This is a genomic window from Telluria sp. AC161, assembly GCF_979258535.1.
The window spans coordinates 2,749,890-2,776,457 of record NZ_OZ409861.1 but is presented as its reverse complement, the minus strand read 5'-3'; the positions used below and the strand labels follow the sequence as shown (position 1 = coordinate 2,776,457).

At 64.0% G+C, this 26,568-nt stretch carries 25 protein-coding genes and 1 pseudogene; 22 read left to right on the top strand and 4 right to left on the bottom strand.

The annotated features are described in order from the left end of the window. The first annotated feature begins 17 nt into the window (after positions 1-17). The 18 genes and pseudogenes from nuoG (at position 18) to ACZ0AJ_RS12320 (ending at position 16,931) form a co-directional block, all read left to right on the top strand. Positions 18-2,360, top strand: coding sequence for an NADH-quinone oxidoreductase subunit NuoG (gene nuoG / locus ACZ0AJ_RS12405; protein ID WP_499454805.1), 2,343 nt, complete (start codon positions 18-20; stop codon positions 2,358-2,360). Continuing rightward, positions 2,360-3,452: pseudogene (gene nuoH / locus ACZ0AJ_RS12400) on the top strand (NADH-quinone oxidoreductase subunit NuoH). The gene nuoG and the pseudogene nuoH overlap by 1 nt, the downstream one beginning before the upstream one ends. Before the next feature lie 10 nt (positions 3,453-3,462). After that, positions 3,463-3,951, top strand: coding sequence for an NADH-quinone oxidoreductase subunit NuoI (gene nuoI, locus ACZ0AJ_RS12395; RefSeq protein WP_183557692.1), 489 nt, complete (start codon positions 3,463-3,465; stop codon positions 3,949-3,951). A gap of 31 nt (positions 3,952-3,982) precedes the next feature. Next, a complete protein-coding gene (locus ACZ0AJ_RS12390; protein ID WP_258834888.1) occupies positions 3,983-4,666 on the top strand; it encodes an NADH-quinone oxidoreductase subunit J in 684 nt (227 codons plus the stop codon). After that, on the top strand, positions 4,663-4,971 hold the full coding sequence (gene nuoK / locus ACZ0AJ_RS12385; RefSeq protein WP_183557698.1) for an NADH-quinone oxidoreductase subunit NuoK: 309 nt from the start codon (positions 4,663-4,665) through the stop codon (positions 4,969-4,971). Before ACZ0AJ_RS12390 ends, nuoK begins: the two co-directional genes overlap by 4 nt. A 39-nt stretch (positions 4,972-5,010) precedes the next feature. Then, positions 5,011-7,140 (top strand): NADH-quinone oxidoreductase subunit L, encoded by a 2,130-nt coding sequence (nuoL, locus tag ACZ0AJ_RS12380; RefSeq protein ID WP_499454802.1) that lies wholly within the window; start codon positions 5,011-5,013, stop codon positions 7,138-7,140. A gap of 22 nt (positions 7,141-7,162) precedes the next feature. Next, positions 7,163-8,665 (top strand): NADH-quinone oxidoreductase subunit M, encoded by a 1,503-nt coding sequence (locus ACZ0AJ_RS12375; protein WP_499454801.1) that lies wholly within the window; start codon positions 7,163-7,165, stop codon positions 8,663-8,665. A gap of 6 nt (positions 8,666-8,671) precedes the next feature. Beyond that, a complete protein-coding gene (gene nuoN, locus ACZ0AJ_RS12370; RefSeq protein ID WP_370662804.1) occupies positions 8,672-10,186 on the top strand; it encodes an NADH-quinone oxidoreductase subunit NuoN in 1,515 nt (504 codons plus the stop codon). Positions 10,187-10,189: 3 nt separating this feature from the next. Beyond that, positions 10,190-10,516: a DUF2818 family protein gene (locus ACZ0AJ_RS12365; RefSeq protein ID WP_499454800.1), complete on the top strand. Its 327-nt coding sequence runs from the start codon at positions 10,190-10,192 to the stop codon at positions 10,514-10,516. Positions 10,517-10,572: 56 nt separating this feature from the next. After that, the gene (locus ACZ0AJ_RS12360) at positions 10,573-11,130 is read left to right on the top strand and encodes an NUDIX domain-containing protein (RefSeq protein WP_499456781.1); all 558 of its coding nucleotides are present in this window, start codon (positions 10,573-10,575) and stop codon (positions 11,128-11,130) included. Between the two features lie 5 nt (positions 11,131-11,135). Then, a complete protein-coding gene (locus ACZ0AJ_RS12355; protein WP_499454798.1) occupies positions 11,136-11,831 on the top strand; it encodes a hypothetical protein in 696 nt (231 codons plus the stop codon). A 42-nt stretch (positions 11,832-11,873) separates the two neighbouring features. After that, a complete protein-coding gene (gene ispD / locus ACZ0AJ_RS12350) occupies positions 11,874-12,596 on the top strand; it encodes a 2-C-methyl-D-erythritol 4-phosphate cytidylyltransferase (RefSeq protein ID WP_499454797.1) in 723 nt (240 codons plus the stop codon). A gap of 21 nt (positions 12,597-12,617) precedes the next feature. Continuing rightward, positions 12,618-13,133, top strand: a complete 516-nt coding sequence (gene ispF, locus ACZ0AJ_RS12345) for a 2-C-methyl-D-erythritol 2,4-cyclodiphosphate synthase (RefSeq protein ID WP_258834881.1) — start codon at positions 12,618-12,620, stop codon at positions 13,131-13,133. A gap of 52 nt (positions 13,134-13,185) precedes the next feature. Beyond that, the gene (locus ACZ0AJ_RS12340) at positions 13,186-14,445 is read left to right on the top strand and encodes an MFS transporter (RefSeq protein ID WP_499454796.1); all 1,260 of its coding nucleotides are present in this window, start codon (positions 13,186-13,188) and stop codon (positions 14,443-14,445) included. A gap of 2 nt (positions 14,446-14,447) precedes the next feature. Beyond that, positions 14,448-14,753 (top strand): hypothetical protein, encoded by a 306-nt coding sequence (locus tag ACZ0AJ_RS12335; RefSeq protein ID WP_499454795.1) that lies wholly within the window; start codon positions 14,448-14,450, stop codon positions 14,751-14,753. 71 nt (positions 14,754-14,824) lie between these two features. Continuing rightward, positions 14,825-15,379 (top strand): NADPH-dependent FMN reductase, encoded by a 555-nt coding sequence (locus ACZ0AJ_RS12330; RefSeq protein WP_499454794.1) that lies wholly within the window; start codon positions 14,825-14,827, stop codon positions 15,377-15,379. Beyond that, positions 15,376-16,293: an ion transporter gene (locus tag ACZ0AJ_RS12325; RefSeq protein ID WP_499454971.1), complete on the top strand. Its 918-nt coding sequence runs from the start codon at positions 15,376-15,378 to the stop codon at positions 16,291-16,293. Before ACZ0AJ_RS12330 ends, ACZ0AJ_RS12325 begins: the two co-directional genes overlap by 4 nt. 23 nt (positions 16,294-16,316) lie before the next feature. Then, the gene (locus tag ACZ0AJ_RS12320; protein WP_499454791.1) at positions 16,317-16,931 is read left to right on the top strand and encodes a flavin reductase family protein; all 615 of its coding nucleotides are present in this window, start codon (positions 16,317-16,319) and stop codon (positions 16,929-16,931) included. Positions 16,932-16,982: 51 nt separating this feature from the next. On the opposite strand, the gene ACZ0AJ_RS12315 is transcribed toward ACZ0AJ_RS12320, so the two are convergent. Further along, positions 16,983-17,780 (bottom strand): hypothetical protein, encoded by a 798-nt coding sequence (locus ACZ0AJ_RS12315; RefSeq protein WP_499454969.1) that lies wholly within the window; start codon positions 17,778-17,780, stop codon positions 16,983-16,985. 309 nt (positions 17,781-18,089) lie between these two features. On the opposite strand from ACZ0AJ_RS12315, the gene ACZ0AJ_RS12310 reads away from it, so the two are divergent. From ACZ0AJ_RS12310 to ACZ0AJ_RS12300, 3 genes are all read left to right on the top strand, one after another. Beyond that, entirely contained in the window at positions 18,090-18,572 is a 483-nt protein-coding gene (locus tag ACZ0AJ_RS12310) for a hypothetical protein (protein ID WP_499454967.1), read from the top strand. Beyond that, complete coding sequence (locus ACZ0AJ_RS12305; RefSeq protein ID WP_499454786.1) at positions 18,556-18,915, top strand: hypothetical protein; 360 nt, start codon at positions 18,556-18,558, stop codon at positions 18,913-18,915. Before ACZ0AJ_RS12310 ends, ACZ0AJ_RS12305 begins: the two co-directional genes overlap by 17 nt. Positions 18,916-19,227: 312 nt before the next feature. Next, positions 19,228-20,838 (top strand): hybrid sensor histidine kinase/response regulator, encoded by a 1,611-nt coding sequence (locus ACZ0AJ_RS12300; protein WP_499454784.1) that lies wholly within the window; start codon positions 19,228-19,230, stop codon positions 20,836-20,838. A gap of 9 nt (positions 20,839-20,847) precedes the next feature. On the opposite strand, the gene ACZ0AJ_RS12295 is transcribed toward ACZ0AJ_RS12300, so the two are convergent. The 3 genes from ACZ0AJ_RS12295 to ribA all read right to left on the bottom strand — a co-directional run bounded on the left by ACZ0AJ_RS12295 (position 20,848) and on the right by ribA (position 24,020). Beyond that, the gene (locus ACZ0AJ_RS12295) at positions 20,848-21,795 is read right to left on the bottom strand and encodes an FHA domain-containing protein (RefSeq protein ID WP_499454782.1); all 948 of its coding nucleotides are present in this window, start codon (positions 21,793-21,795) and stop codon (positions 20,848-20,850) included. Beyond that, positions 21,792-23,258 carry a S1 family peptidase gene (locus ACZ0AJ_RS12290; RefSeq protein ID WP_499454780.1) on the bottom strand — a complete coding sequence of 489 codons (1,467 nt, stop codon included), beginning with the start codon at positions 23,256-23,258 and terminating at the stop codon, positions 21,792-21,794. Before ACZ0AJ_RS12290 ends, ACZ0AJ_RS12295 begins: the two co-directional genes overlap by 4 nt. A 78-nt stretch (positions 23,259-23,336) precedes the next feature. Next, on the bottom strand, positions 23,337-24,020 hold the full coding sequence (gene ribA, locus ACZ0AJ_RS12285; protein ID WP_499454779.1) for a GTP cyclohydrolase II: 684 nt from the start codon (positions 24,018-24,020) through the stop codon (positions 23,337-23,339). 263 nt (positions 24,021-24,283) lie between these two features. On the opposite strand from ribA, the gene ACZ0AJ_RS12280 reads away from it, so the two are divergent. After that, entirely contained in the window at positions 24,284-26,566 is a 2,283-nt protein-coding gene (locus ACZ0AJ_RS12280; protein WP_499454778.1) for an ATP-binding protein, read from the top strand. Positions 26,567-26,568: the final 2 nt, after the last annotated feature.

The following is a 26,568-nucleotide window of genomic DNA, read 5'->3' as shown; positions in this document are numbered from 1 at the left end:
GGTCAGGTAACGATCCCATGGTTGAAATTGAATTAGACGGCAAGAAAGTTGAAGTCCCACCGGGTTCGATGGTGATGGACGCCGCAAACAAGCTCGGAACGTACATTCCGCACTTCTGCTATCACAAGAAATTGTCGATCGCTGCGAACTGCCGCATGTGCCTCGTCGAAGTGGAAAAGGCGCCGAAGCCTTTGCCAGCGTGCGCGACCCCGGTCTCGCCGGGCATGATCGTGCGCAGCCACAGCGACAAGGCCGTGCAGGCCCAGAAGTCGGTGATGGAATTTTTGCTCATCAACCACCCGCTCGACTGCCCGATCTGCGATCAGGGCGGCGAATGCCAGCTGCAGGATCTGGCTGTGGGCTACGGCAAGAGCGGTTCGCGCTACGAAGAAGAAAAGCGCGTGGTGGCCCCGAAAGAAGCGGGTCCGCTGATCTCGATGGAAGAGATGTCGCGTTGCATCCAGTGCACCCGTTGCGTGCGTTTCGGCCAGGAAGTGGCCGGCGTCATGGAATTCGGCATGCTGGGTCGCGGCGAGCATTCCGAAATCACGACGTTCGTCGGCAAGACCGTCGACTCGGAAGTCTCGGGCAACATGATCGACCTGTGCCCGGTCGGCGCGCTCACCAGCAAGCCATTCCGTTATTCGGCCCGTCCATGGGAACTGCAGCGCCGCAAGTCGGTCTCGCCGCACGATTCGCTGGGCGCGAACCTGATCGTCCAGGTCAAGGGTGGCCGTGTCATGCGCGTACTGCCGCTCGAGAACGAAGCGGTCAACGAGTGCTGGCTGTCGGACAAAGAGCGTTTCTCGTACGAAGCGCTGAACAACACCGACCGCCTGACCAAGCCAATGATCAAGCAGGGCGGCATGTGGCAGGAAGCCGAGTGGCAGACCGCCCTCGAATACGTCGCTCACGGCCTGCGCAATATCCGTCATGAACACGGCGCCGATGCGATCGCTGCCGTCGCGACTGCCCATTCGACCGTCGAAGAACTGCATCTGCTGAACAAGGCCGTGCGCGGCATGGGCTCCGACAACGTCGAGTTCCGCCTGCGCCAGAGCGATTTTTCGCTCGACGGCCAGGTCACGCCATGGCTCGGCATGCCGATCGCCCAGCTCAGCACGCTCAAGCGCGCGCTGGTCATCGGCTCGTTCCTGCGCAAGGATCACCCTTTGGCCTCGACCCGTCTGCGCGCTGCCACCAAGTCGGGCCTGCGCCTGTCGCTGGTTGCCGGCGCGGATGACGAACTGCTGATGAAAGTCGCGCACAAGCTGATCGCCGCACCGAGCGACTGGCTCGTCGCGCTGTCGGAAATCGTCGTTGCCATCGCTGCCGACAAGGGCATCGCGGCGCCAGCCGGTTTCGAACAGATCGAAGCGTCGGATATCGCCAAAGCGATTGCCGCATCGCTGGTCGTCGTCGGCGACGTTGAACTGCCAGGCGCGATCCTGCTGGGTAACGCTGCTGCACAACATCCACAAGCATCGAAAATCCACGCCGCCGCGCAGTGGATCGCCGAGCAGACCGGTTGCTCGTTCGGTTACCTGGTCGAATCGGCCAACACGATCGGCGGCCACCTGGTGGGCGCCACGTCGGGCAAGAACGAAGCACCGTTCGCCACGCCGAAAAAAGCCTACGTGCTGCTGAACGCCGAGCCGCAACTGGACGCCGCGAATCCGCAGCAAGCCAGCGCGGCACTGGCCGGCGCCGAGATGGTCGTCGTCATGTCGGCCTTCAAGCATGGCCTGGACTACGCCGACGTGCTGCTGCCAATCGCGCCGTTCTCGGAAACCTCGGGCACGTTCGTCAACTGCGAAGGCCGCGCACAGAGCTTCAACGGCACCGTGCGTCCGCTGGGCGACACCCGTCCAGCCTGGAAAGTGCTGCGCGTGCTGGGTAACCTCTTGGGCCTGCAAGGCTTCGACTACGACACGTCCGAATCGATCCGCGACGAGCTGTTCGGCAAGGGTGTCACCGACCTGTCGGGCAAGCTGAACAACAAAGCCACGCTGGCACCGACCGTTGGCGCCTATGCGCCAGCGGGCCAGCTCGAGCGCGTGACCGACGTGCCGGTGTACTTCACCGATGCGCTGGCACGCCGCGCCGAGCCGCTGCAGCGCACCGCCGACGCGAACGCGCCGCTGGTCACGCTGTCGAAAGCGGTGGCTGAATCGATCGGCGTCAAGGCCGGCGACAGCGTCACCGTCACGCAGGGCAGCGGTTCGGCCGTGCTGGTGGCCGATGTCGACGCCACGCTGCCATCGAACGCAGTGCGTGTCGCCGCCGGCCATCCGGCCGTGGCAGGCCTGGGCGCCATGTTCGGTTCCATCCAAGTTGCAAAAGCAGGGGAGAGCAAGTAATGGCCGCGCCCGGTTACATTGATTCATTCAACGCCGGCGGTGCAGACCTGCTCGGCCCGGTCTGGCCGATCGCCTGGACCCTGATCAAGATCATCGCGGTGCTGGCACCGTTGATGATCGCGATTGCCTACGCCACGCTGTGGGAACGCAAGTTCATCGGCTGGATCCAGATACCGCGTCGGTCCGAACCGCGTCGGTCCTGGCGGCCTACTGCAACCGATGGCCGACGGCCTGAAGCTCCTGATCAAAGAGATCGTGATCCCGGCCAAGGCCAGCAAGAGCCTGTTCGTGATCGGTCCGGTCATGACGATCATGCCGGCACTGGCTGCCTGGTCGGTCATTCCGTTCGGTCCGCAGTTTGCGCTGGCCAACGTGAACGCCGGCGTGCTGCTCTTGATGGCCATCACCTCGGTCGAGGTGTATGGCATCATCATCGCCGGCTGGGCGTCGAACTCGAAGTACTCGTTCATGGGCGCCATGCGCGCATCGGCCCAGATGATCTCGTACGAAATCCCGATGGGCTTCGTGCTGGTGGTCGTGCTGATGGTTACGGGCAGCCTGAACCTGTCGGACATTGTCGCCGGTCAGCAGATGGGCACGTTCGCCGGCTGGGGCGTGAACTTCCTGTCGTGGAACTGGCTGCCGCTGTTCCCGCTGTTCATCATCTACCTGATTTCGGGCCTGGCCGAGTGCGGCCGTCACCCGTTCGACGTGATCGAAGGTGAATCCGAGATCGTTGCCGGTCACATGGTCGAATACTCGGGCATGTCGTACGCGATGTTCATGCTGGCCGAATACGGCAACATGATCCTGATCGCCTGCCTGGCATCGCTGTTCTTCCTCGGCGGCTGGTCGGCACCATTCAGCTTCCTCGAAGTGGGCGGCACCCTGGGCGGCTTCATCGGCTTCTTCTGGCTGTTCCTGAAAACGTTCTGCCTGGTTACGTTCTTCATCTGGGTGCGCGGTACGTTCCCACGTTACCGTTACGACCAGATCATGCGTCTGGGCTGGAAAGTGTTCATTCCGATCACGCTGGTCTGGCTGGTGTTCATCGCCGCCTGGATGCAGACGTCGTGGAATATTTGGAAGTAAGGGGACGCACATGTCACGTATGAAAGAAATCCTCGGCAGCCTGATGCTGACCGAGTTGATCAAGGGCCTGGCCCTGACCGGCCGCTACGCTCTGTCGCGCTCGATCACGGTCCAGTACCCGGAAGAAAAGACCCCGATGTCGAACCGCTTCCGCGGTCTGCATGCGCTGCGTCGCTACCCCAACGGGGAAGAGCGCTGCATCGCCTGCAAACTGTGCGAAGCAGTCTGCCCGGCCATGGCGATCACGATCGAGTCGACCCAGCGCGAAGACGGCACCCGCCGCACCTCGCGTTACGACATCGACCTGACCAAGTGCATCTTCTGCGGCTTCTGCGAAGAATCGTGCCCGGTTGATTCGATCGTCGAAACGCACGTGCTGGAATACCACGGCGAAAAACGCGGCGACCTCTATTACACCAAAGAGATGCTGCTGGCCGTGGGTGACCGCTACGAAACCGAGATTGCCGCTGCCCGCGAGGCGGACGCCAAGTTCCGCTAAGTGTTAATTACAAGAGGCTCCTGGGTTAGTCATGACATTTACTGATATTTTGTTCTACGTGTTCGCGGCCGTGATGGTGCTGGCAGGCCTGCGCGTCATCACCGCCAAGAACCCGGTTCACGCCGCGCTGTTCCTGGTGCTGGCCTTTTTCAACGCCGCCGGTATCTGGCTGCTGCTGAAGGCCGAATTCCTCGCCATCGTGCTGGTGCTGGTCTATGTCGGCGCCGTCATGGTGCTGTTCCTGTTCGTCGTCATGATGCTCGATATTAATATCGACCGTATGCGCGAAGGTTTCTGGGGCTTCCTGCCACTGGCAGCCGGCGTCGGCGCTCTGATCGTGCTCGAAATGGGCGCGGTGCTGTGGCACGGCTACAGCAACTTCCAGCAAACGCCGGAAGCGGCTGCCCTGAACATCGGCGGCACCAAGGAACTGGGCCTGCAGATTTACACCCGCTATATCTACGGCTTTGAAATTGCCGCCGTGGTGCTGCTGGTGGCGATCATCGCCGCTGTGGCCCTGACGCTGCGCCGCCGCAAGGACAGCAAGGCCATCGATCCAGCCGACGCCGTGCGTGTGAAACGCAACGACCGTCTGAAGATCATCAAGGTCGCGACCGTGAACCAGCCGGCCATCGATGCCGCGAACGTGGCCAAGGCCGCTGCAGCCGCTGCTGCTGCCGCGCCAGCTGCTGCCGAACCGAAGGAAAGCAAATGACCGTCTCCCTCGCACACTATCTGATCCTGGGCGCGATCCTGTTCGCGATCTCGGTGGTCGGTATCTTCCTGAACCGGAAGAACATCATCATCTTGCTGATGGCCATCGAATTGATGCTGCTGGCGGTGAACCTGAACTTCATCGCGTTTTCCCACTACCTGGGCGACGCGGCGGGGCAGATCTTCGTGTTCTTCATTTTGACCGTCGCGGCCGCCGAAAGTGCAATCGGCCTGGCGATCCTGGTGGTCCTGTTCCGCAATCTGGACACGATCAACGTGGAAGACCTCGACAGCCTCAAGGGCTGATCGGTCTCGCTCGATAACTTATAACGAATAAGGTTCAACATGGCGGGGCAAATTTCAACCTCACTCTTACTGGCAGTGCCACTGGCACCGCTCGCAGGCTCGGCAATTGCCGGTCTGCTGGGTACCAAGTTCCTGGGCAATGTCGTCGGCCGCAAGGTGTCGCATACCGCGACCATCCTCGGCGTGGCGATCGCGCTGGTCATCTCGGTCATGACCCTGATGGCCGCGCTCGATGGCTTCACGCTCAACCAGGACCTGTACACCTGGATGACCGTCGGCACGCTCAAGCTGGCTGTCGGCTTCCAGATCGACACCCTGACCGCGATGATGATGTGCGTCGTCACGTCGGTGTCGCTGATGGTGCACATCTACACGATCGGCTACATGGCCGAGGATGACGGCTACAACCGCTTCTTCTCGTACATCTCGCTGTTCACGTTCGCCATGCTGATGCTGGTCATGTCCAACAATTTCCTGCAGCTGTTCTTTGGCTGGGAAGCAGTGGGCCTGGTCTCGTACCTGCTGATCGGCTTCTGGTACACGCGTCCAACGGCGATCTTCGCCAACATGAAGGCGTTCCTGGTCAACCGCGTCGGCGACTTTGGCTTCATCCTCGGTATCGGCCTGATCCTGGCCGCCGCCGGCACGATGAACTACGCCGAAGTCTTCGCGCAGGCCGACCAGCTGGCCCTGATGACCGTGCCGGGCACCGACTGGCCACTGCTGACCGCCGCCTGTATCTGCCTGTTCATCGGCGCGATGGGCAAGTCGGCGCAGTTCCCGCTGCACGTCTGGCTGCCTGACTCGATGGAAGGCCCGACCCCGATTTCGGCACTGATCCACGCTGCAACGATGGTTACCGCGGGCATCTTCATGGTGTCGCGCATGTCGCCGCTGTTCGAGCTGTCCGACGGCGCGCTGTCGTTCATCATCGTTATCGGTTCGATCACCGCGCTGTTCATGGGTTTCCTGGGCATCATCCAGAACGACATCAAGCGGGTGGTCGCTTACTCGACGCTGTCGCAGCTGGGCTACATGACGGTGGCACTGGGCGTGTCGGCCTACTCGGTCGCCGCATTCCACCTGATGACGCACGCGTTCTTCAAGGCGCTGCTGTTCCTTGGCGCCGGCTCGGTCATCATGGGCATGCACCACGACCAGGACATGCGCAACATGGGCGGCCTGCGCAAGTACATGCCGATCACCTGGATCACCTCGCTGATCGGTTCGCTGGCCCTGATCGGTACGCCGTTCTTCTCGGGCTTCTACTCGAAGGATTCGATCATCGAGGCAGTGCACGCAAGTAATCTGCCAGGTACGGGCTTTGCGAACTTCGCGGTGCTGGCCGGCGTGTTCGTTACGGCGTTCTACTCGTTCCGCATGTACTTCCTCGTGTTCCACGGCGAAGAGCGTTTCGGCAAAGCCCATGCACATGATCATCATGATGCGCACGCTGCTCATGACACGCACCACAAGGCGACCGCTGGCCACGAGCATGACGATCCGCATGCACTGCACGATTCCGGTTCGCACCACGAGGAAGACGCGCACGACGACCATGGCCACCACGGCCTGGCCCCGGGCCAGAAGCCACACGAGTCCCCATGGGTCGTGACGGTGCCGCTGGTCCTGCTGGCGATTCCATCGATGCTGATCGGTTTCTTCACGATCCAGCCGATGCTGCATGGCACGTTCTTCGATGGCGTCATCACCGTGAACCCGAACCACCCGGCCATGGCCGAACTGGGCGAAATGTTCCACGGCGCTGCCGCGATGGCCCTGCACGGTCTGCAGACCGCACCGTTCTGGCTGGCACTGGCTGGCGTCGTTGCCGCCTACTACTGCTACATGATCAACCCACGCGTGCCGGCCTGGTTCTATGCGAAGTTCAAGCCGCTGCACACCCTGCTGGACAACAAGTACTACATGGATGCGTTCAACCAGAAAGTCTTCGCCGGCGGCTCGCTGCTGCTGGGCGGCGGCCTGTGGAAAGTGGGCGACCGCGGCCTGATCGACGGCCTGGTCGTCAACGGCAGCGCCAAGGCAGTCGGCTGGTTCTCGACCATCACCCGTAAAGCACAGACCGGTTACATCTACCACTATGCGTTCGTGATGATCGTTGGCGTGCTGGCGGCCATGCTGTACTTCTTCCCGTTCTGGCGCGGTTAATCACAGGCAGAGATAACGAAAAATGATGCAGTCTACAATTTCAACATTTCCACCGTACCTGAGCCTGGCCATCTGGCTCCCGATCCTGTTCGGCGTGCTGGTCCTGGCCGTCGGCCGCGACAAGAACGCCGGCATGGTACGCATGCTCTCGCTCGTGGGCGCCATCGTCAGCCTGTTGCCGACGATTCCCCTGATCACGAACTTCGACAACGCCGCCCACGGCATGCAGTTCTTTGAAGAAGCGGCCTGGATCGAGCGCTTCAACATCTTCTACCGCCTGGGTGTCGATGGCCTGTCGCTGTGGTTCGTGCCGCTGACCGCCTTCATCACGATCATCGTCGTGCTGGCGGCCTGGGAAGTGATCCAGGAACGTGTCGCCCAGTACATGGGTTCGTTCCTGATCCTGTCGGGTCTGATGATCGGCGTGTTCTGCGCGCTGGACGGCCTGCTGTTCTACTTCTTCTTCGAAGCAACGCTGATCCCGATGTTCATCATCATCGGCGTGTTCGGCGGCCCGAACCGCGTGTATGCAGCGTTCAAGTTCTTCCTGTACACGTTCTTCGGTTCGCTGCTGACGCTGGTTGCGATCATCTACCTGTACAACGCGTCGGGGACGTTCAACATCCTCGACTGGCACCTGCTGCCACTGACGATGAAAGAGCAGATCCTGATCTTCTGCGCCTTCTTCATGGCATTTGCCGTCAAGGTGCCAATGTGGCCGGTGCACACGTGGCTGCCGGATGCCCACGTCGAAGCGCCAACCGGCGGCTCCGTCGTGCTGGCCGCGATCATGCTGAAGCTGGGCGCCTATGGTTTCCTGCGCTTCTCGCTGCCGATCACCCCGGACGCAAGCCAGTATCTGGCGCCGGTCGTCATCGTGCTGTCGCTGATCGCCGTGATCTATATCGGTCTGGTTGCACTGGTCCAGAAGGACATGAAGAAACTGGTGGCGTACTCGTCGATTGCTCACATGGGCTTCGTCACGCTGGGCTTCTTCATGTTCAACGACCTGGGCGTGCAGGGCGGCCTGATGCAGGCAATCTCGCACGGCTTCGTGTCGGGCGCGATGTTCCTGTGTATCGGCGTGCTGTACGACCGTGTGCACTCGCGTGAAATCGCTGCCTACGGCGGTGTCGTCAACACGATGCCGAAGTTCGCTGCCTTCGCCGTGCTGTTCTCGATGGCCAATGCCGGCCTGCCGGCGACGTCGGGCTTTATCGGCGAATTCATGGTCATCCTGGGCGCGGTCGAGTTCAACTTCTGGACCGGTCTTGCTTCGGGCACCGCGCTGATCCTGGGCGCCGCCTACTCGCTGTGGATGGTCAAGCGCGTCATCTTCGGCCCGGTCGCCAACAAGCATGTCGCCGAGCTGGTCGACCTGAACGGCCGCGAGTTCGCCATCCTGTCGGTGCTGGCCATCGCCACCCTGGCCATGGGCCTGTACCCGGCGCCGATCGCCGACACCCTGCAGGTGTCGGTCACCGATCTCCTGCAACATGTCGCAGTCAGCAAAGTGCCTCAATAAAACGCCATGAACGAGATGAACACAACCCTGTTATCGGCGGTCGACACCAATCTGGTGCCGGTCTACGCCGAGATCTTCCTCCTGATCGCCACCTCGGCGATCCTGCTGATCGACATGTATCTGAAGGCCGGCAAGCGCAACCTGACGTATGCGCTGTCGCTGCTGGCAATCGCCGGTTGCGCCGTGTTCTCCTTCGTCGATTTCAATGCCGGCACGACCGTCTTCACCTTCAACGGGATGTACGTGTCCGACCCGATGTCGAACCTGCTCAAGCTGTTCACCTATGCAGCCACGGCCATGACCCTGGTCTATTCGCGCCAGTACATTGGCGAGCGCGACATGATGTCGGGCAACCTGGGCGGTGAGTTCTACGTGCTCGCGCTGTTCGCGATGCTGGGCCAGATGATCATGATCTCCGGCAACAGCATGCTGTCGATCTACCTGGGCCTGGAACTGATGTCGTTGTCGACCTACGCCCTGGTGGCCCTGCGCCGCGATCACGCGATCTCGACCGAAGCGGCGATGAAGTACTTCGTCCTCGGCGCACTGGCCTCGGGCTTCCTGCTGTACGGCATGTCGATGATCTACGGTGCCACCGGTTCGCTGGACATCACCACGATCGGGCAGGTTACGACCGCCAATCAGGCGGATCCGATGATCCTGGTCTTTGGCCTGGTGTTCCTGGTGGCTGGCCTGGCGTTCAAGCTCGGCGTCGTGCCATTCCACATGTGGGTGCCGGACGTGGTGCAGGGCGCCCCGACGGCCGTCACGATCCTGCTGGGCGGCGCGCCGAAGCTGGCGACGTTCGCCATCATCATCCGCCTGCTGGTCGAAGCGCTGCCATCGATGGCCTTTGACTGGCAGCAGATGCTGATGGTCGTGGCCGTGCTGTCGCTGGCCTTCGGTAACATCACCGCGATCGCGCAGACCAATCTCAAGCGCATGCTGGCCTACTCGACCATTGCCCAGATGGGCTTTGTCGTGCTGGCCCTGGTGGTGGGCAATATCGGTGGCGATACGACCGATGCCGCCGCTGCCTACAGCGCCGGTATGTACTACACGATCATCTACGTGCTCACGACGGTCGGTACCTTCGGCCTGATCATGATGCTGGCCCGTGCCGGCCATGAAGCCGAGCTGATCAGCGACTTCAAGGGACTCGGCAAGCGCAGCCCATGGTTCGCGATCGTCATGACCATCCTGATGTTCTCGCTGGCTGGCGTGCCGCCGATGGTGGGCTTCATCGCCAAGTACGCAGTGCTGCAGGCCGTGGCCAATGCCGGCATGGTGTGGCTGGCCGTCGTCGCGGTGATGTTCTCGCTGATCGGTGCGTTCTACTACCTGCGCATCGTCAAGACCATCTGGTTCGACGAAGCCGTCGACACCTCGGCCATCTCGACCCCGCTGGACATGCGCATCATCATGTCGCTCAACGGCGTGGCGATCGTGGTGATGGGCGTGATTCCAGGCAGCCTGCTGGCCGTGTGCTACACCGCCATGCAAGCCACGCTGGCCAAGTAAGGCGTGGATCTGAACCTGGCCGCCTGGTTGGTGGTGCTGCTCGCACTGGCCGCCGCCAACCTGCCGTTCATCAACGAGCGCCTGTTCGGGCTCATGACGCTCCCCAGCCGCAAGCCGGCCGGGGAGCGCCGCACCAAGCCGTTCCCGGTGCGGCTGCTCGAGCTGATCGTGCTGTACTTCGTGGTGGGCTTCATCGCCCGCCTGCTCGAATCGCGCATCGGGTCGGTGGCCGTGCAGACCTGGGAGTTTCATGCCGTGACCGGGTGCCTGTTCCTGGTGCTGGCGTTTCCCGGCTTCGTGATGCGGTATCTGCACAAGCCACGCAGGTAGAGATCGAGCGGTTCGCTTATGATGCTTCGTATCGCAGCCTCAACGATAAGGAGCACATAGTGCCGGAACTGAAAGAAACCCGCCTCGACGGCAGCGTCGTCTACGATGGTCCCTTCCTGAAGGTCGAACGCGACCGCATTCGCCTGCCGGATGGCAAGGAAAGCCACCGCGAATTCATCCGCCACCCCGGCGCCGTCGTCATCCTCCCGCTATTGCCCGATGGGCGCATCCTGCTGGAACGCCAGTTCCGCTACCCGAATGGCAAGGTCTTCATCGAATTCCCGGCCGGTAAGATCGATCCGGGCGAAGACCACCTCGACTGCGCCAAACGCGAACTGGTCGAGGAGACCGGCTATACGGCCGCTAGGTGGCGCTTCGTCTGCACCATCCACAATGCCATTGCCTACTCGGACGAGCATCTCGAGATTTTCCTGGCCGAAGACCTGACGCACGGCGAGCAACAGCTCGACGCCGGCGAATTCCTCGAACTGTTCAGTGTCACGCTGCCCGAACTGCTGGAGCTCGTGCGCCGTGGCGAGATCACCGACGTCAAGACGATCATCGGCACGTTCTGGCTCGAGAAAATCCTGGCCGGCGACTGGACGCCCGCCTGAGCACGATGCAGCCCTGGTTGTTTGCAGCAGCGCTATCCCTGTTGGCGTCGGCGGCATCGGCGCAGACGCGCACGCCGCTGCAGGCGCGCTGCGAAGACACGATCGGCGAGAGCATCTCGGTGCTGTCGACGCGCGAGCAGGGCTATCGGATCGACAACACGCGCTCGTTCTACGACCTCACGCGCCTGATGCCCAGCGTGCGGCGCGGGTCGTGGGTGCTGGGCCTGACGCACACCGAAGCGCGCGTGCGCATCAAGGTCGACGGGCGCATGCTGGCCGACCCGGCAACGGGTTACGAATGCGTGGCGCCGCGCATTGACGTCAGTCTCGATTACGCGCCCATCGTCGTGTATGTCAGCCGCGAATTCCCGCCCGCGTCGTGCGCCTACCGCGAAGTGCTGGCCCATGAAATGCGCCACCTGACGACGTACCAGACCTTCATGCCGAAAGCCGAAGCCACCGTGCGCGCCCGGCTGGCTGCGCGCTTTGGCGGCAAGCCGCTGTATGCGCCCATCGGCCAGGCGCGGGCGCTGCTGCAGCGCGAAATCGACCGCAGCTGGATGCCCTACATTAAAGGCGAGATGGCCAAAGTTGAAGTGCTGCAGGCCGCGATCGACACGCCGCAGGAGTACGCCCGCCTGGGCAAGGTTTGTGCAGGTGAGGTACAGTCGTTGCTGAGACCTGCACGTCGTAATGGATGAAAAAACGCAGTTAAAAAATGTAGTTGATAGGCAGTTGAGAACATGAACGAACAATCCGACCTGACCCGCCGCCACGTGGCCCTGATTCCGGCCGCCGGTGTCGGCGCCCGCATGGCTGCCGGCAGTCCCAAGCAATACCTGCCGATCGGCGCCAAGCCCATGCTGCGCCACACGGTCGACGCTTTTCTGTCCAGCCCGCTGATTGCGCACACCTATGTGGTGGTCAGCGCGGACGACCCGTTCATCGACGCCGTGCTGCCGGACGCCAGCGAGCGCGCGAGCCGCGTGACCGTCCTGCGCTGCGGCGGCGCGACACGCATGGAATCGATCCGCAATGGCTTGCACGCCGTGCGCGCCGCGCTGGCCGATACCGACCACGTTCTCGTGCACGACGCCGCGCGTCCCGGCCTGAACGCCGCGCTGATCGAACGCCTGATCACCGAGACAGGCGACCATCCGGCTGGCGGCCTGCTGGCCCTGCCGGTGGTCGACACCGTCAAGCGCAGGGGCGACGACGGCATCGCCACCGTCTCCCGCGCCAACCTGTGGCTGGCCCAGACGCCGCAGATGTTTTCCTACGCGCTGCTGTGCCGCGCGCTCGACGCGGCGACCGACCCGGCCGCGATCACCGACGACGCCAGCGCGGTGGAAGCCCTCGGCCTGGCCCCCAGGCTGGTCGAAGGGCACCCGCGCAACCTGAAAGTCACGCTGCCATCGGACATCCGCATCGCCGAGATGTACCTGGCCGCCGACGCCTCCATTTGACCAAGACAAGAAACGACCATCATGGCACTCGCATCCTACAATCCCACTCCACCGTTTCGCATCGGCACCGGCTATGACAACCACGCGCTCGTCGAAGGGCGCAAGCTCATCGTCGGTGGCGTGACCATCCCGCACCGCCTGGGCCTGCAAGGCCATTCGGATGCCGACGTGCTGCTGCACGCGATCATCGATTCGCTGCTGGGCGCGGCCGCGCTGGGCGACATCGGCAAGCACTTCCCGGACACCGACCCGATGTTCGCCGGCGCCGATTCGCGCACGCTGCTGCGCGAAGTAGGGCACCGCGTGCTGCAATCGGGCTACACGATCGGCAATATCGACGCGACCATCATCGCGCAGCAACCGAAGATGGCGCCGCACATCCCGCTGATGGTCTCGCGCATTGCCGAAGACCTGGGCGTGTCACCCCAGCAAGTCAACATCAAGGCCAAGACCAACGAGAAGCTCGGTTATCTTGGGCGCGAAGAAGGCATGGCCGCGCAATCGACCGCATTGCTGATCCGCGCGCCAGCCGACTGATCGGCCGGCTGATCGTCGCCCACGGCAGGGGCGCTGGCTCTATAATTGCCAAATGACAAACACCTCTGCCACCCTGTCGCCACGCGCGGCCTGGACACTGATCCTGGTCGCCAGCGCTGTCATGATGATCACGACGGGGACGCGCCTGACGAGCGGCCTGTTTTTGTCGCCGCTGAACACGGCCACCGGCCTGGGCGTGGCCACCATCAGCTTCGTGATGGCGGTGGCGCAGCTGATGTGGGGCGTGGCGCAGCCGGTGTTTGGCGCCGTGGCCGACAAATATGGCCCGGGCCGCGTGATTGCGCTGGGCGGCGTGATGCTGGCGGTCGGCACGGCCGCCACGCCGTTCGTCGGGTCCGAATGGGCGCTGCTGCTGACCATGGGCTTCCTGTCGGCGGCCGGGGCAGGGGCGGGCAGCTTCTCGATCCTGATCGGCGCCACGGCGCAGCGCCTGCCGCCGGAGCGCCGCGCGTTCGCGTCCGGCTTCATCAATGCCGGCGGTTCGTTCGGCCAGTTCGCACTCGCGCCGCTGATGGGCGCGATCATCGCCGGCGCGGGCTGGATCGTGGCGATGCTGACGCTGGCGGGGACTGCATTGCTCACCATTCCGCTGGCGTGGCCGCTGCGGCGAAAGCGCGCTGCCGCCGCCACCGCGCCAGTGACGTCATCCGCACCGGTAGCTCCAGCGGTACCACCCATCGCCCTCGGCCAGCAACTGCGCCAGGCACTGCGCGACCGCAGCTACCTGTGCCTGCATGCGGGCTTTTTCACCTGCGGCTTTCACATCGCCTTTCTCGTCACCCACTTGCCGGGCGAGGTTGCCATGTGCGGCTTGCCGACAACGGTGTCGGCCACGGCGCTCGCGCTGATTGGCCTGTTCAACATTGCAGGCAGCCTGTCGGCCGGCATGCTGGCCTCGCGTTACCGGATGAAGTCGCTGCTGTTCTGGATCTACGCGAGCCGCGTCGTCATCGTCGGGCTGTATCTGCTGGCGCCCAAGACCGCATGGACCTTTTATATTTTTGCTGGCGCGCTGGGCTTTACCTGGCTGGCCACGGTGCCGCCCACGGCGGGGTTGGTCGGCAAATTGTTCGGCGTGCGCTACCTTGCCACGCTGTTCGGCATGACCTTGCTGTCGCACCAGATCGGCGGGTTCTTCGGCGCCTGGCTGGGTGGGCTGGCCGTCGTCCACACGGGTGACTACAGCTGGATGTGGTACGCCGACATGGCCCTGGCGGCGGCTGCCGCGCTGATCAATCTGCCGATCCGCGAGGCGCACGTGGTCCGCGCGCCCGTGCTGGCAAAGGCGTAAGGATGGCGCGCGATGCATGGGCATACCGCGAGGTGGCGGTGGAATCAAGGCTGGACTGGCGTGGCCGGCCGTGCATTTCGCCCGTCTCGGGGCAGGCGTTTTCGACGGGCATGCGGGTGCAATGCTCGCGCCGCCTGCTCGACCTGGCGCAGTACCCGCTTGGCACGGCGTTCCTGCTGTCGGTGCGCATCAGCGACCGCCAGGGTGGCGCGCCGTTCCTGTACGCGTGGCATGGCGATCCGGTGGTGGTCTTGACCAAGGCACGGCGCAAGCGCTTCCTGCAGATGTACCGGCGCCTGCGGCTGTAACGGCCCAGCGTCGCCGTGAAAATGGGTATCATGAGAGATCGATAACACATCATGCATACTCAAAGGATCCCATGACCACCAAGAAAATCGCCGTCCTCGTCGGCAGCCTGCGCAAGGAATCGTTCACCCGCCGCGTTGCCAACAGCCTCATCGCCGTGGCCCCGGACGGGTTTGAACTGACGATCGTCGAATTGCGCGACCTGCCGCTGTACAACGAGGACGATGAGACCGACACGCCGCCGCCGGCGTTCACGGTGTTCCGCGAGGCGATCCAGAGCGCGGACGGCATCCTGTTCTGCACGCCCGAATACAACCGTTCGGTGCCGGGTTCGCTCAAGAACGCCATCGATGTCGGCTCGCGCCCGTATGGCAAGGCAGCGTTCGCCGACAAGCCGTGCGCCGTGGTCAGCGTTTCGCCCGGTGCCCTGGGCGGCTTCGGCGCCAACCACCATCTGCGCCAGATGCTGCCGTTCCTGAACATGCCGACGATGCCGGCGCCAGAGGCCTATATTGGCGGCGTCGCGAGCAAGTACGAAGGCGACCGGCTGATCGACGACAGCGCGCGCGCCTTCTTTGAAAAATTCATGGCCGCATTTGGCGCCTGGGTCACGCAGCACGCCCGATGAGCCGGGCGACCGACAACCACACCGTCCCAACCGCGCCGCGCGATATGCCAACCCTGCTGGGCCGCCCGCCAGGCGGCTGGCGCGCGCGCATGTTCGACGTCATCTTCGGCACCGACACGCCGGCCGGGCGCCGCTTCGACCTTGCGCTCGTCGCAATCATCCTGCTCAGCATTCTGACCGTGGTGCTCGACAGCGTGCCGGCCATCGGCCGGCGCTACGCAGCGCAGATGTCGGTGCTCGAATGGACGTTTACGATTTTCTTCACGCTCGAGTACATCGCGCGCCTGGTCTGCGTGCAGCGTCCGATGCGCTATGCGCGCAGCTTCTATGGCGTGATCGATCTGGTCTCGGTGCTGCCGACCTGGATTTCACTGCTGGTTCCGGGCAGCCAGGTATTTCTCGACGTGCGCATTCTGCGCCTGCTGCGCATCTTCCGCATCCTCAAGCTCACGCGCTACGTCGACGAGTACACGCGCCTCGGTGAGGCGCTGGTCGCCAGCAAGCGCAAGATCATGGTGTTCCTGTCGGTCGTGCTGATGCTGATCCTGATTCTCGGCACCGTCATGTACGTGGTCGAAGGGCCGGAGAGCGGCTTCACCAGCATCCCGATGGCGATGTACTGGGCCACTGTAACGATCACGACGGTCGGCTATGGCGACATCACGCCGCACACGCATCTGGGCAAGGCGATTGCATCGTTCATGATGCTGCTCGGCTGGGGCATCCTGGCGGTGCCGACTGGGATCGTCAGCGCCGAGATGACGTCGCAAAAACTGTCGCGCCATGCGCCGCGCGGCGAACCACGCAGCTGCAGCGCCTGCGGCAGCCCGGACCACGATCCGCGCGCGCAGTTCTGCAAGGATTGCGGCGCCGGTCTGGCAGTAGAAGCCTCCCGCACAAGCAACCCATCCTGAACCCTTCAAGAAAAAACCATCTCATGTCGATCCATTTCTATGAACCCCGTCAAGGCCACGGGCTGCCCCACGACCCCTTCAACGCCATCGTCGGGCCACGCCCGATCGGCTGGATCTCGTCGCTGAGCGGGGCGGGCGTGCGCAACCTGGCACCCTACAGCTTCTTCAACGCCTTCAACTACGTGCCGCCGATCGTCGGGTTTGCCAGCATCGGCGCCAAGGACACGCTGCGCAATGTGCAGGAAACGGGCGAATTCGTGTGGAATCTCGCAACCCGGCCGCTGGCCGAGGCAATGAACGCGTCGTGCGCTGCCGTCGGCCCGGAAGTCGATGAATTCGCGCTGGCCGGGCTGACGCCCACGCCGTCGCGCCTGGTGGCGGCGCCGCGCGTGGCCGAAAGCCCGGTCGCGTTCGAATGCAAGGTCACGCAGATCATCCAGCTGCAGCAGGCCAGCGGCGAGACTGTGCCGACCTGGCTGGTACTGGGCGAAGTGGTGGGCGTGCACATCGCTGCGGCGTCGCTGAAGGACGGCATTTACGACACGGCTGCTGCCGGCCATATTTTGCGTGGTGGCGGACCGGCCGATTACTTCTCGGTCGGGCCGGAACAGCTGTTCCAGATGCACCGGCCACGCTAGACGATTATCCGGTGCGCACCACGCTGGCGTGCGGCGCACCGGATTGGTGGCTCACGGCATGGCCGCGTGGTGGGCAACGCGTGGTGCAGCGCGGCCCGGCAATGGTGCACAAGGGCGCGTCAGCGTGACCGCTGGCGGGGCGGCGGCGTCGCGTTCGAGCCAGTAATTGAATTGGCCAAAGCTCGGCAAACCACCCGCATCCTGGCCCTCGAAGAAGTCGCCCAGCATCTGGCGATACGCTGCGCGGCGCGAAAAATCGTCATGGCTGGCGGCGTAGCGCGCCGCAGCGGCGCGAAAGATCGCGCGCATCCGCTCGTCCGCATTGGTGCCGGTGGCCTCGCCCTTGCGTGGCCGGCCGCGCTTGATGCCGGCGGTGACGGCGCGCGTGCGGCCCGGTGCGCCCGAGTTGCCATAGTCCGGCAGCAGTGCGTCCGGCGTCTGGCCCCGTTCCCAGTAGCGGCGCAGGTAGCGCAGGATGCTGGACTTCGAGATGCCATGCGCCGCAGCGTAACCGGCCATCAGGATGGCGCGTTCGCGCGGCTGGTACAAGGCCTGGCGGTCGGCGTGCAGGGCGCGCACGGCCGACCAGGCCTTGGCCTGCAGGGCCAGGTAGCCTTGCGGTACCGGCTCCTGCGGCGGCGCGGCCGCGAACGGATCGACCAGCAACCGGCGCACCCCACCGGCGCGCAGTGCTTTCTCGAGTTCGTGCAACAGCACCGGCTCGGGAAGGGCCGAGGGGCTGCCCAGGCGGTACGTCCAGGCCAGCGCCTGTGAACGGTCGATCCACAGCACGCGGATCATATGGCCTTGCATGCCCGTGTATTCGAGCACATCGTTTTGGGTAAACATCGACTTCTCCCGCAGTTCAGTGTGCTTTTCTACATGCAAGGATCGGGCCAGCCACTTCATCAGGCAACGCTCATGAAGGCGAACACGTTTGGTGCACCGCAAACGAGCAGTCCGCGCGCGACGTAGTCTCGTTAATTCGTGTCCGACACGGTCGATCAACCACGTAGCGAGAGGCATGCATGTTTTCGTTTATCGAGTGGTCGCAATGTTTGGCAGGCTATGTAATCCAGCCAATCGATTAAGGTAACGTGGTGCCAGAAGGGGCTGACAAACGTCGCGTCATGGGTGCTCACGAACCTTGGGGGTGATATGCGAAGTCTACTGATATTGTTGACTGCATGGGCAGGTACTTGGGGCGGTGCATGTGCCCAAGTCCCGATTTCCATAGACGACGCAATCAGCCAGGAGAAAGCGAACCTTGCAAGGCTGGCGCAGAGCGGGAGAACACCACAGCTTTGCATTCAGCAAGGCCTTTCCATCAAGTGCAATGTCGTGCCCGGGCCGCGGCTCGAGAGTTTTTTTTATCCAGCAGATTTATTGGATTCACAGGCCGTCTCCGGCCAATTGCCTCAAGCAAAATATGAGAGTCTGGCTCGACTTGTGTCGCTGCTGGAACAAAAAGCAGTGTTGCTTGAAATTTCCATGGCCTACCCGCCGCGAACGCTCTGGGAATTTCAGACGCTGCGTCAAGCGCATAATGCCCAACGTCTTCAGATATATACGCTTGAAAAACAGTTAGCTGGGTTGCAGTGCAAACAGGGACAGGAGATAGAGAATGCAAGGTCAGAATAAGCTCCCGTCCCTTGAATCACTAGATGCACAGATCGCTGCGATCAAACGTGAAACCTCACATCAGACGGGCATCCCAGCGCAGTGGTGGACAGCTGAGAGCGCAATGACTGTCAGCGCCGTTGTCCTCGCTTTCGGCGTGCTTGTGCTGATCGTGACGGTGCTGATGATCAAGTGGGGATCTTCCCCTGAATCGACGCTGCGTGTCATAGGGACGATCGTGATCCTTATCATGGCAGTCTTTCTGGTCGTCGCTGGGTACAGTGACAAGCAAATTGCGCCTGTAATGGGATTGTTAGGTACTGTCGCGGGGTACTTACTGGGAAAATCTTCAAAAGAAGCCTAACGGGCGCTTTACTGCCATTCAGTTGCTTTCCGAGCCATTCGCCGATTCCCGGAATCGCGCCATCAGCAAGCATTATCAGATCGACGACTCGGGCCAGCATACCGGCAACTTGGAAGACGATAGAGCGGAACGTCGTTCTACGAAGCCGCCTGCAGGGTAATCGTCTCAAAACCTCGATGCGCCTTCTCGTGGTGCCGTTCCATGGACCTCGGCAACTGCGGAAAAATTGCATCATCCAGGGGTCAATTGCCTACCGTCAATTAGAGTTCATGCGACAATCAAACCATGAGCGATCCGGGCCGACCTTCTTCCATGTCTTCCGACAATCGAGGCATGCGCGCGCGGGTGCGCAACCACGATTGGGCAGCAACCCCACTGGGCGATGCCGCAGGCTGGCCGCCCGAACTGCGGGTGGCCGTCGATCTGATGCTCGACGCGCGGCATCCGGCGCTGGTTGGCTGGCGTACGCCTGCATCGGACGCCATGCCGGTGCTGTTCAACGATGCCTACGCCAGCCTGCTGGGCGAACAACCCGCGCAAGCGCTGGGCCAGCCGTTGGCCGACATTCTGCCCGCCGCCTGGCCGCGCCTCGCGCCGCTGGTCGACAGCGCGCTTGCCGGTGCGCCGGCCTGGCTCGACGACGTGCTGCTCGGGCCTGGCGCGCGCCACTTCAATACTGCTTTTTCGCCGCTGCGCGATGCCGCCGGCACGGTGCATGGCTTCTTCCATACGGCCTTCGAAATCGACGCCGGCGAGCCCGGTCGCGTTGAAGCAGCGTTGCAACGCCAGGCCCACGAATCGGCCGAGGCCAGCCGCCACCGCAGCGAATTCCTGGCGGTGCTGGCGCATGAACTGCGCAACCCGATGGCCCCGATCCGCACTGGTCTGGAAATCATGCGCCTGCGCGCCGACAGTCCCGAGACGATCGAGCGTGTACGTGAAATGCTCGAACGCCAGACGCGCCAGATGACGCACCTGATCGACGACCTGCTCGACGTCGCCCGCGTCACCAGCGGCAAGATCGATATCCGCAAGCAGCTGGTCGACCTCAATCGCGTGGTGGCGAGCGCGGTCGAGACCAGCACGCCGATGATCCAGGGCGCGCGCCACGTGCTCGATGTGGCCATGTGGGGCGAGCCGCTGCTGCTCGATATCGATCCGACCCGCGTCGCGCAGGTGATCAACAACCTGCTGACCAATGCAGCCAAGTACACGCCGCCCGGCGGCAGCATCCGCCTCACGGTGCACAAGGACCGGAGCGATGGCGGACAGGCCGTGGTGGCAGTGACCGACAGCGGCGTGGGCATCCCGCCCGAGCACCACGACACGATCTTCGAGATGTTCAACCAGGTCGGCCGCAATAGGGGCCTGGCGCAGGGCGGGCTGGGCATCGGCCTGTCGCTGGTGCGCCAGCTGGTGGCGCTGCATGGCGGCAGCGTCAGCGCCGAGAGTCCCGGCGCCGGCCTTGGCAGCACGTTCACTGTGCGCCTGCCACTGGGCGCGCGGATGGCAGTGGCGGGCGACGACACAGCGCGCCAGGACCGCCGCACGGCGCAGCGCCGCACGTTCCGCATCCTGGTGGTCGACGACAACACCGACGCCGCCGAAAGCCTGTCGCTGCTGCTGCAACTGAATTCGCACGAGATCCGCACCGCCACCAATGGCCGCGATGCCCTGGCCCTGGCCGAGGCGTTCGTGCCGGACGTCGCGTTTCTCGATATCGGCATGCCCGGCATGACGGGCTTCGAGCTGGCCACGCGCCTGCGCGCGATGCCGGCGCTGGCGCGGATGACCATCGTCGCCGTGACCGGCTGGGGTTCGGAAGAAGACCAGGCACGCTCGCGCGAGGCCGGGTTCGACCAGCACTTTACCAAGCCGATCGCGGCCGAAACGGTGAGCCGCCTGCTGGCGGCGCTGGACTAGGTCGTTACCTTACTCGGCATTGCCACGGCGCTCGGCGTCGATCTCGCGCTTCATCGCGCCCACGCTGCCCATGTACTCGGCCACCGGCACAGCGGGACTGGCACGCAGCTCGGGCGGCAGCAGCACCGGCATGTACAGCTCATCGGCGGTGCGGCCATTGCGCTGCATGTTCCCGGCCAGGATCAGGAGCGAGACCAGCACCGCGATCCCGGCGCAGGACAGGCGCAGGCGGCGCCGGAACTGCGGCGTCACGGTGGCCAGGTGGAAGTAGATCATCATCGACACCGTCACGACGACCGCATGCGAGCCATAGCCGGTCAGCCATTCGAGCGACCACGCATAGGCCACCACGCTGGCCAGCAGGCGCACGCCGACCAGCGCCGCCAGCCCAAAGCCGACAATGAACAGGTGCCGCCCGAGGCGCGCACGGCGCCCGAACAGGCGGTTGGAAAACGCCCACATGCCGCTCCAGGCCAGGCCGGCGCCCACGGCCACCGCCGGGTACACCCCGTAGCGTTCGGGGTCGCCCCCGGCGTCGAGCAGCCATGCCACGAACAGCGCGGTCAACAGGCACAGGACGATGCCGGCGCCGCCCGGCAGCATGCCTTCCCAGCCGTGCATCGTGCGGTCGACCAGTTCGGGCGGCACCGGGTGCGCGGCCGGGCGGATACGCAGCGACGTGTGCCCCATGCGCACGACGGTGTCGCCACCCAGCGTCAGTTCCTTGACGCGCCGGCCCTTGTGGTTGATGCCGTTACGCGTATCGAGGTCGCGCAGCAGCAGGGCGCCATCGGCGCCAAGCTCGACCAGCGCATGGTGCGCGGCGGCGTACTCGTCGTCGACAATGAAGTCGTTGTCGTAGGCGCGGCCAAGGCGGATCGGCAGCGTGGTCACGCGATGCCGGTGCAGCACCTCGCCATTGCGCGCCAGCGTCTCGATGGTCCAGGGCCCGCTCATTTGCGCACCGGGCGCCCGAAGGCGCCAAGATAGGCGCGCGTGACGCGCATGCCGTTTTCGTACGACACGCCCGACACATCGAGCCGGCTTTGCAGGCTGGCCTGCGAGGCGTCGGTGCTGGCCGTGAGCAGCGTGAAGTTGTACAGCCCTTCGAACTTGCGGTAGGCGCGCACGCAGGTCACGGCGCGCAGCGGCAGCGTGCGCGTGTGCACGAAGCGCTCGGTGCAAAATGGCTTGGTCAGGCGCGGATCGCCCGTGCTGCCCAGGTTATCGACCTGGAAGATGTCGGTGGCCAGCGCGGCAAAGCGCATCGGGTCCATCGTCCCCGAGCGGATGTAGCGGTGGGTCATCGAGACATTACCGGTCTGCTGGACGTCCGAGACGAACACCGCTGACTGCATCACGCAGCTCATGGCGTCGACCGCATACGCAGCGCCGCGCGCATTGGAGCGCCCCCAGCAGCGCACCTGGCCCGACTCGCGCACCGGCACCAGGTACGGCCCCATGCCCTTGAGCGTCAGCGGTTCTTCGAGCAGCCGGTCGACCATGCCGGCCTGGTGCGCCAGTAGCTGCTTGCCGATCAGCGGATTGAAGTCGGGCGGCGGCGCGGCTTGCTGCGCCACCTTGCGCAGCAGCTCCTGCGCGTACATCACGGGCACCAGAAAACTGACCGATTCGCCATCGCGCCGGCGCGAGACGTTGATGCCGGCCACGGTGCCGCTGGCGGTCACGCTTGGGCCACCGCTCATGCCCGAGTTGATCGGGCCACTGAAGATCAGGCGATCGTAGAAGCTGCGCGTGAGCACGCCGTTGTAGGCGCCTTCGGAAATCGCGAAGCCCAGGTCGAGCGGATTGCCCAGCGAGTACAGGGGCTGGCCCTGGCGCAGTTTCACTTTCTGTTCGGGCACCTTGAAGAAGCCGCTGCCATTGCGGTTGATGCGCACGACCGCAAGATCGTGCAGCACGTCGACTGCCAGCAGTTCGACCGGGCCGGTATTGCCGTCGGTGTCGATGTATTCGGCCGTGTAGATGGCCGGATCGAGCGCCATTTGCGAGACCACGTGGTAATTGGTCAGCGCGAGATTGCTGGTGCCGACCAAAAAGCCCGAGCCGACCGTGGACTGGGTGCGGCCGTTCTTGAGCAGCATGCGGATCTGCAGCAGGTCGCTGCGCGCCGATTCGTACAGGTCCTGCGCGGCGGACGACGGCTGGGGCAGGGCGTCCTGGGTGTCGGCCTCGCCCGCAATCAGCTCGGTCGGCGTGGCGGCCGGCGGCGTATCGACGGCGATCTGCGGCACGGGCGCGGCGACCGGGGCGCCCGCCGGTGCCGCCAGCCCGGCGCGCGCGACGGCGCCAGCCCCCGTTTGCGCGCTCGCTGGCCGCGTGACGAGATCGAGCCCCGCGCCAAGCGCCAGGCAGATGGTCAGGAGTGCGGCCAGGCGTGCCACGACGGTCCGGTTCATGCGGTTACCAGGAAGCAGAGGGAAACCGCTATCTTGCCATCAGAGCGGCCAGCGCTGCGCGCGTTAGCGCGCCGACGCTCAGGCAACCGACGCAGGCGTGACCGGGGCGACCGGCTCGCCCTGCTCAAGCGAGGTCAGGGGCGCCATCATGTGACCCAGCTTGGCCTGCTTGGTATTGAGATAGCTGTTGTTGTGGGCGTTGCGGTTCACCAGCAGCGGAACGCGTTCGGTGACCGTGATGCCCAGGCGGGTCAGGGCGTCGATCTTGCGCGGGTTGTTGGTCATCAGGCGCACCGCCTTGATGCCGAACTGCGCCAGCATTGGCCGGCACAATTCATAGTTGCGGGCGTCGGCGTGAAAACCGAGTTGCAGATTGGCTTCCACCGTGTCGGCGCCGGCTTCCTGCAGGCGGTAGGCGCGGATCTTGTTGAGAAGGCCAATGCCGCGGCCTTCCTGGCGCAGGTAGAGCACGATGCCGCGGCCTTCTTCGGCGATGCGGCGCAGCGCGCCTTCCAGTTGTGCGCCGCAATCGCAGCGCTGTGAGAACATCACGTCACCGGTGAGGCATTCGGAATGGACGCGTGCCAGCACCGGCTCGCCGTTGCCCAGGTCGCCCAGTGCCATCGCGAGGTGTTCCTTGCCGGTGGAAGCCTCGACCCAGGCGTGCAGCGTGAACTCGGCCCACGGCGTCGGCAGCGCGCACGAAGTGGCGTAGTCGAGCAGGGCAGGCGGGACGTTGGCGGGAATGGCGGCGGCTTGCATGACGGTGTTTCCAATCGATGACGATAGACTTGTAAGGCGCAAGTTTATCGGAAATCGGGCGTGGCCGTGCGGAATCACCCCGGCCGCCGCTGCAACACCAAGGTTGCAGGCATGTTCGTACAAGGCGCTCTCGCAACACATTTAGGCAGAATGGGTAATTACTCGAGGTTTTCCTGTAACTATCGGTAGATTACCAAGTGTAGTATTGCCCTAGGCCATCATCTGCGTGCTACGCTCGGAGAATCGACACACTCACGTCTTCCATGCAGATTTCCCAATCCTTCTGGCATCGCCTGACCCCGCGCGGACTGGGCGCACGGCTTGCTCTCGCGTTTACGCTGATGAGCGGCATTCTCACGCTGCTGCTGGTCGAAGTGGTCGAACGCTCCGCGACGGCGCAGGTCAAGACCAGTATCGGCGGGGGGCTGGGCGAGATGGCGATGCAGACCGCCGACAAGCTCGATCGCGGCATGTATGAACGGTATCGCGAAGTGCGCCTGATGGCGCGCCGCAACGACCTGATTTCCCCCGCGACGAGCCAGGCCGAACGGCGCCGCATCCTGGCCGACATGCAATCTACCTACGGTTATTACGAATGGATCGGCCTGGCCGCCATGGACGGCACGGTGCTGGTGGAGGCGCGCGGGCTGCTCGAAGGCAAGAACGTCGCCAAGCGGCCCTGGTTCAGCAATGCCCTGGCAGGTAAGCATGTGGGCGACGTGCACGAGGCGGTGCTGCTGGCCAAGCTGCTGCCGGTGCAAAAAGGCGAGCCGCGCCGGTTTGTCGATGTTGCCTTTCCCTATCTGGATGCCAATGGGCAGCCGGCCGGCGTGATGGGCACGCACCTGTCGTGGGAATGGGCGCGCGAGGTCGAGCGCTCGATCATCGCGCCGGTCCAGACCCGCAACAAGGTGCAGGCGCTGATCGTCAGCGCCGAAGGCGTGGTGCTGCTCGGGCCGCAAGACCTGCTCGACACGACCATCAAACTGGGCAGCTTGAGCTCGGCGCGCGAAGGGCGTACCGGGTATGCAGTCGAGCACTGGCCGGACGGGCACGATTATCTGGTCGGCTACGCGTCGACCAAGGCCGTGGGCGACTACCCTGGCCTGGGCTGGCACGTGCTGGTGCGCCAGGATCTGGAGGACGCCTACGCGCCGGTACGGCAATTGCGTTCACGCGCCCTGTGGAGCGGCGGCGTGCTGGCGCTGCTGTTCTCGCTGGGCGGCTGGCTGCTGGCGCGCCGCATCACACGCCCGCTCGTGGCGCTGGCCCATTCGGCCGACGGCCTGCGCCGCGGCGACACGCACGAGCTGGTGCCGGCCGGGAGCAGCTATACCGAAGTCCATCAATTGTCGGGTGCGCTCAATGCGCTGGTGACGGCGCTGGTGCAGCGCCGCGCCGATCTGCAGACCCTCAACGATACGCTGGAACAGCGGGTCGACCGCCGCACCCGCGAACTGGAACGTGCGCTGGTCGCGGTGCGCGCCAGCGAGGGCCGCATCATCGCCATCGTCGAGGCAGCGCAGGATGCATTCATTGCGGTCGACCTGCGCGGCATGATCGTGGACTGGAATCCAGCCGCCGAGCGCATGTTCGGCTGGACCCGGCACGAGGCCGTGGGCTGGCCGCTGGCAGAAATGATCCTGCCCGAACGCTACCGCGACAGCATCGGCAAGGCCTTGCAGTCGTTCCGCCACAACGGCCAGTTCATGCTCGCGCGCCGCATGGAGCGCACCGTGATCAACCGCCAGGGCTTCGAGTTCACGATCGAGAGCACGGTCACGCTGGCCGGCGAGGGCGAGGATGCGTTCTTCTCGATCTTCCTGCACGATATCTCCGAGCGCAAGAAGGTCGAGCGCATGAAGAACGAATTCGTCTCGACCGTCTCGCACGAGCTGCGCACGCCGCTCACGTCGATCCACGCGTCGTTGTCGATGCTCGATGGCGGCATGGCCGGCAACCTGCCGCCCGATGCGGCGCGGCTGGTCGCAATTGCCAGCCAGAGCTGCGATCGCCTGATGCGGATGGTGAACGACCTGCTCGACATCCAGAAGATCGAAGCAGGCCATATGGAATACCAGCGCACCGCCCAGTTACTGGCGCCGCTGATGCACCACGTGGCCGATGCGATGGAAGGCCAGGCGCGCCAGGCGGGCGTGACGCTGCGCCTCGACATGCCGCCGGGCGCCGAATGGGTCCAGGCCGAGATCGATCACGACCGCATGGTGCAGGTGCTGACCAATCTGGTCTCGAACGCGATCAAGTTCACACCTGGCGGCAAGGATGTCATTCTGGGTCTGGCGCAGCGGCCGGGCTGGGCACGCTTGAGTGTGACCGACGAAGGGCCCGGCATTCCGCCAGCCTTCCAGAGCCGCGTGTTCGAACGCTTCGCGCAAGCCGACGCCGCCGACTCGCGCCAGCGCAGCGGCTCGGGCCTGGGCCTCAGTATCAGCAAGGCGATCGTCGAAGAACACGGCGGCTCGATCGGGTTCGAAACCCGCGCCGGCGCAGGGACGCGGTTTACGGTGGAGTTGCCACTGGCGTAACG

What these genes read in the sequence shown, in the direction of transcription:
- nuoG (WP_499454805.1), top strand. Translation starts at nt 18, where the DNA reads ATGGTTGAAATTGAATTAGACGGCAAGAAAGTTGAAGTCCCACCGGGT.
- nuoI (WP_183557692.1), top strand. Translation starts at nt 3,463, where the DNA reads ATGTCACGTATGAAAGAAATCCTCGGCAGCCTGATGCTGACCGAGTTG.
- ACZ0AJ_RS12390 (WP_258834888.1), top strand. Translation starts at nt 3,983, where the DNA reads ATGACATTTACTGATATTTTGTTCTACGTGTTCGCGGCCGTGATGGTG.
- nuoK (WP_183557698.1), top strand. Translation starts at nt 4,663, where the DNA reads ATGACCGTCTCCCTCGCACACTATCTGATCCTGGGCGCGATCCTGTTC.
- nuoL (WP_499454802.1), top strand. Translation starts at nt 5,011, where the DNA reads ATGGCGGGGCAAATTTCAACCTCACTCTTACTGGCAGTGCCACTGGCA.
- ACZ0AJ_RS12375 (WP_499454801.1), top strand. Translation starts at nt 7,163, where the DNA reads ATGATGCAGTCTACAATTTCAACATTTCCACCGTACCTGAGCCTGGCC.
- nuoN (WP_370662804.1), top strand. Translation starts at nt 8,672, where the DNA reads ATGAACGAGATGAACACAACCCTGTTATCGGCGGTCGACACCAATCTG.
- ACZ0AJ_RS12355 (WP_499454798.1), top strand. Translation starts at nt 11,136, where the DNA reads ATGCAGCCCTGGTTGTTTGCAGCAGCGCTATCCCTGTTGGCGTCGGCG.
- ispD (WP_499454797.1), top strand. Translation starts at nt 11,874, where the DNA reads ATGAACGAACAATCCGACCTGACCCGCCGCCACGTGGCCCTGATTCCG.
- ispF (WP_258834881.1), top strand. Translation starts at nt 12,618, where the DNA reads ATGGCACTCGCATCCTACAATCCCACTCCACCGTTTCGCATCGGCACC.
- ACZ0AJ_RS12340 (WP_499454796.1), top strand. Translation starts at nt 13,186, where the DNA reads ATGACAAACACCTCTGCCACCCTGTCGCCACGCGCGGCCTGGACACTG.
- ACZ0AJ_RS12335 (WP_499454795.1), top strand. Translation starts at nt 14,448, where the DNA reads ATGGCGCGCGATGCATGGGCATACCGCGAGGTGGCGGTGGAATCAAGG.
- ACZ0AJ_RS12330 (WP_499454794.1), top strand. Translation starts at nt 14,825, where the DNA reads ATGACCACCAAGAAAATCGCCGTCCTCGTCGGCAGCCTGCGCAAGGAA.
- ACZ0AJ_RS12325 (WP_499454971.1), top strand. Translation starts at nt 15,376, where the DNA reads ATGAGCCGGGCGACCGACAACCACACCGTCCCAACCGCGCCGCGCGAT.
- ACZ0AJ_RS12320 (WP_499454791.1), top strand. Translation starts at nt 16,317, where the DNA reads ATGTCGATCCATTTCTATGAACCCCGTCAAGGCCACGGGCTGCCCCAC.
- ACZ0AJ_RS12315 (WP_499454969.1), bottom strand. Translation starts at nt 17,780, where the DNA reads ATGTTTACCCAAAACGATGTGCTCGAATACACGGGCATGCAAGGCCAT.
- ACZ0AJ_RS12310 (WP_499454967.1), top strand. Translation starts at nt 18,090, where the DNA reads ATGCGAAGTCTACTGATATTGTTGACTGCATGGGCAGGTACTTGGGGC.
- ACZ0AJ_RS12305 (WP_499454786.1), top strand. Translation starts at nt 18,556, where the DNA reads ATGCAAGGTCAGAATAAGCTCCCGTCCCTTGAATCACTAGATGCACAG.
- ACZ0AJ_RS12300 (WP_499454784.1), top strand. Translation starts at nt 19,228, where the DNA reads ATGTCTTCCGACAATCGAGGCATGCGCGCGCGGGTGCGCAACCACGAT.
- ACZ0AJ_RS12295 (WP_499454782.1), bottom strand. Translation starts at nt 21,795, where the DNA reads ATGAGCGGGCCCTGGACCATCGAGACGCTGGCGCGCAATGGCGAGGTG.
- ACZ0AJ_RS12290 (WP_499454780.1), bottom strand. Translation starts at nt 23,258, where the DNA reads ATGAACCGGACCGTCGTGGCACGCCTGGCCGCACTCCTGACCATCTGC.
- ribA (WP_499454779.1), bottom strand. Translation starts at nt 24,020, where the DNA reads ATGCAAGCCGCCGCCATTCCCGCCAACGTCCCGCCTGCCCTGCTCGAC.
- ACZ0AJ_RS12280 (WP_499454778.1), top strand. Translation starts at nt 24,284, where the DNA reads ATGCAGATTTCCCAATCCTTCTGGCATCGCCTGACCCCGCGCGGACTG.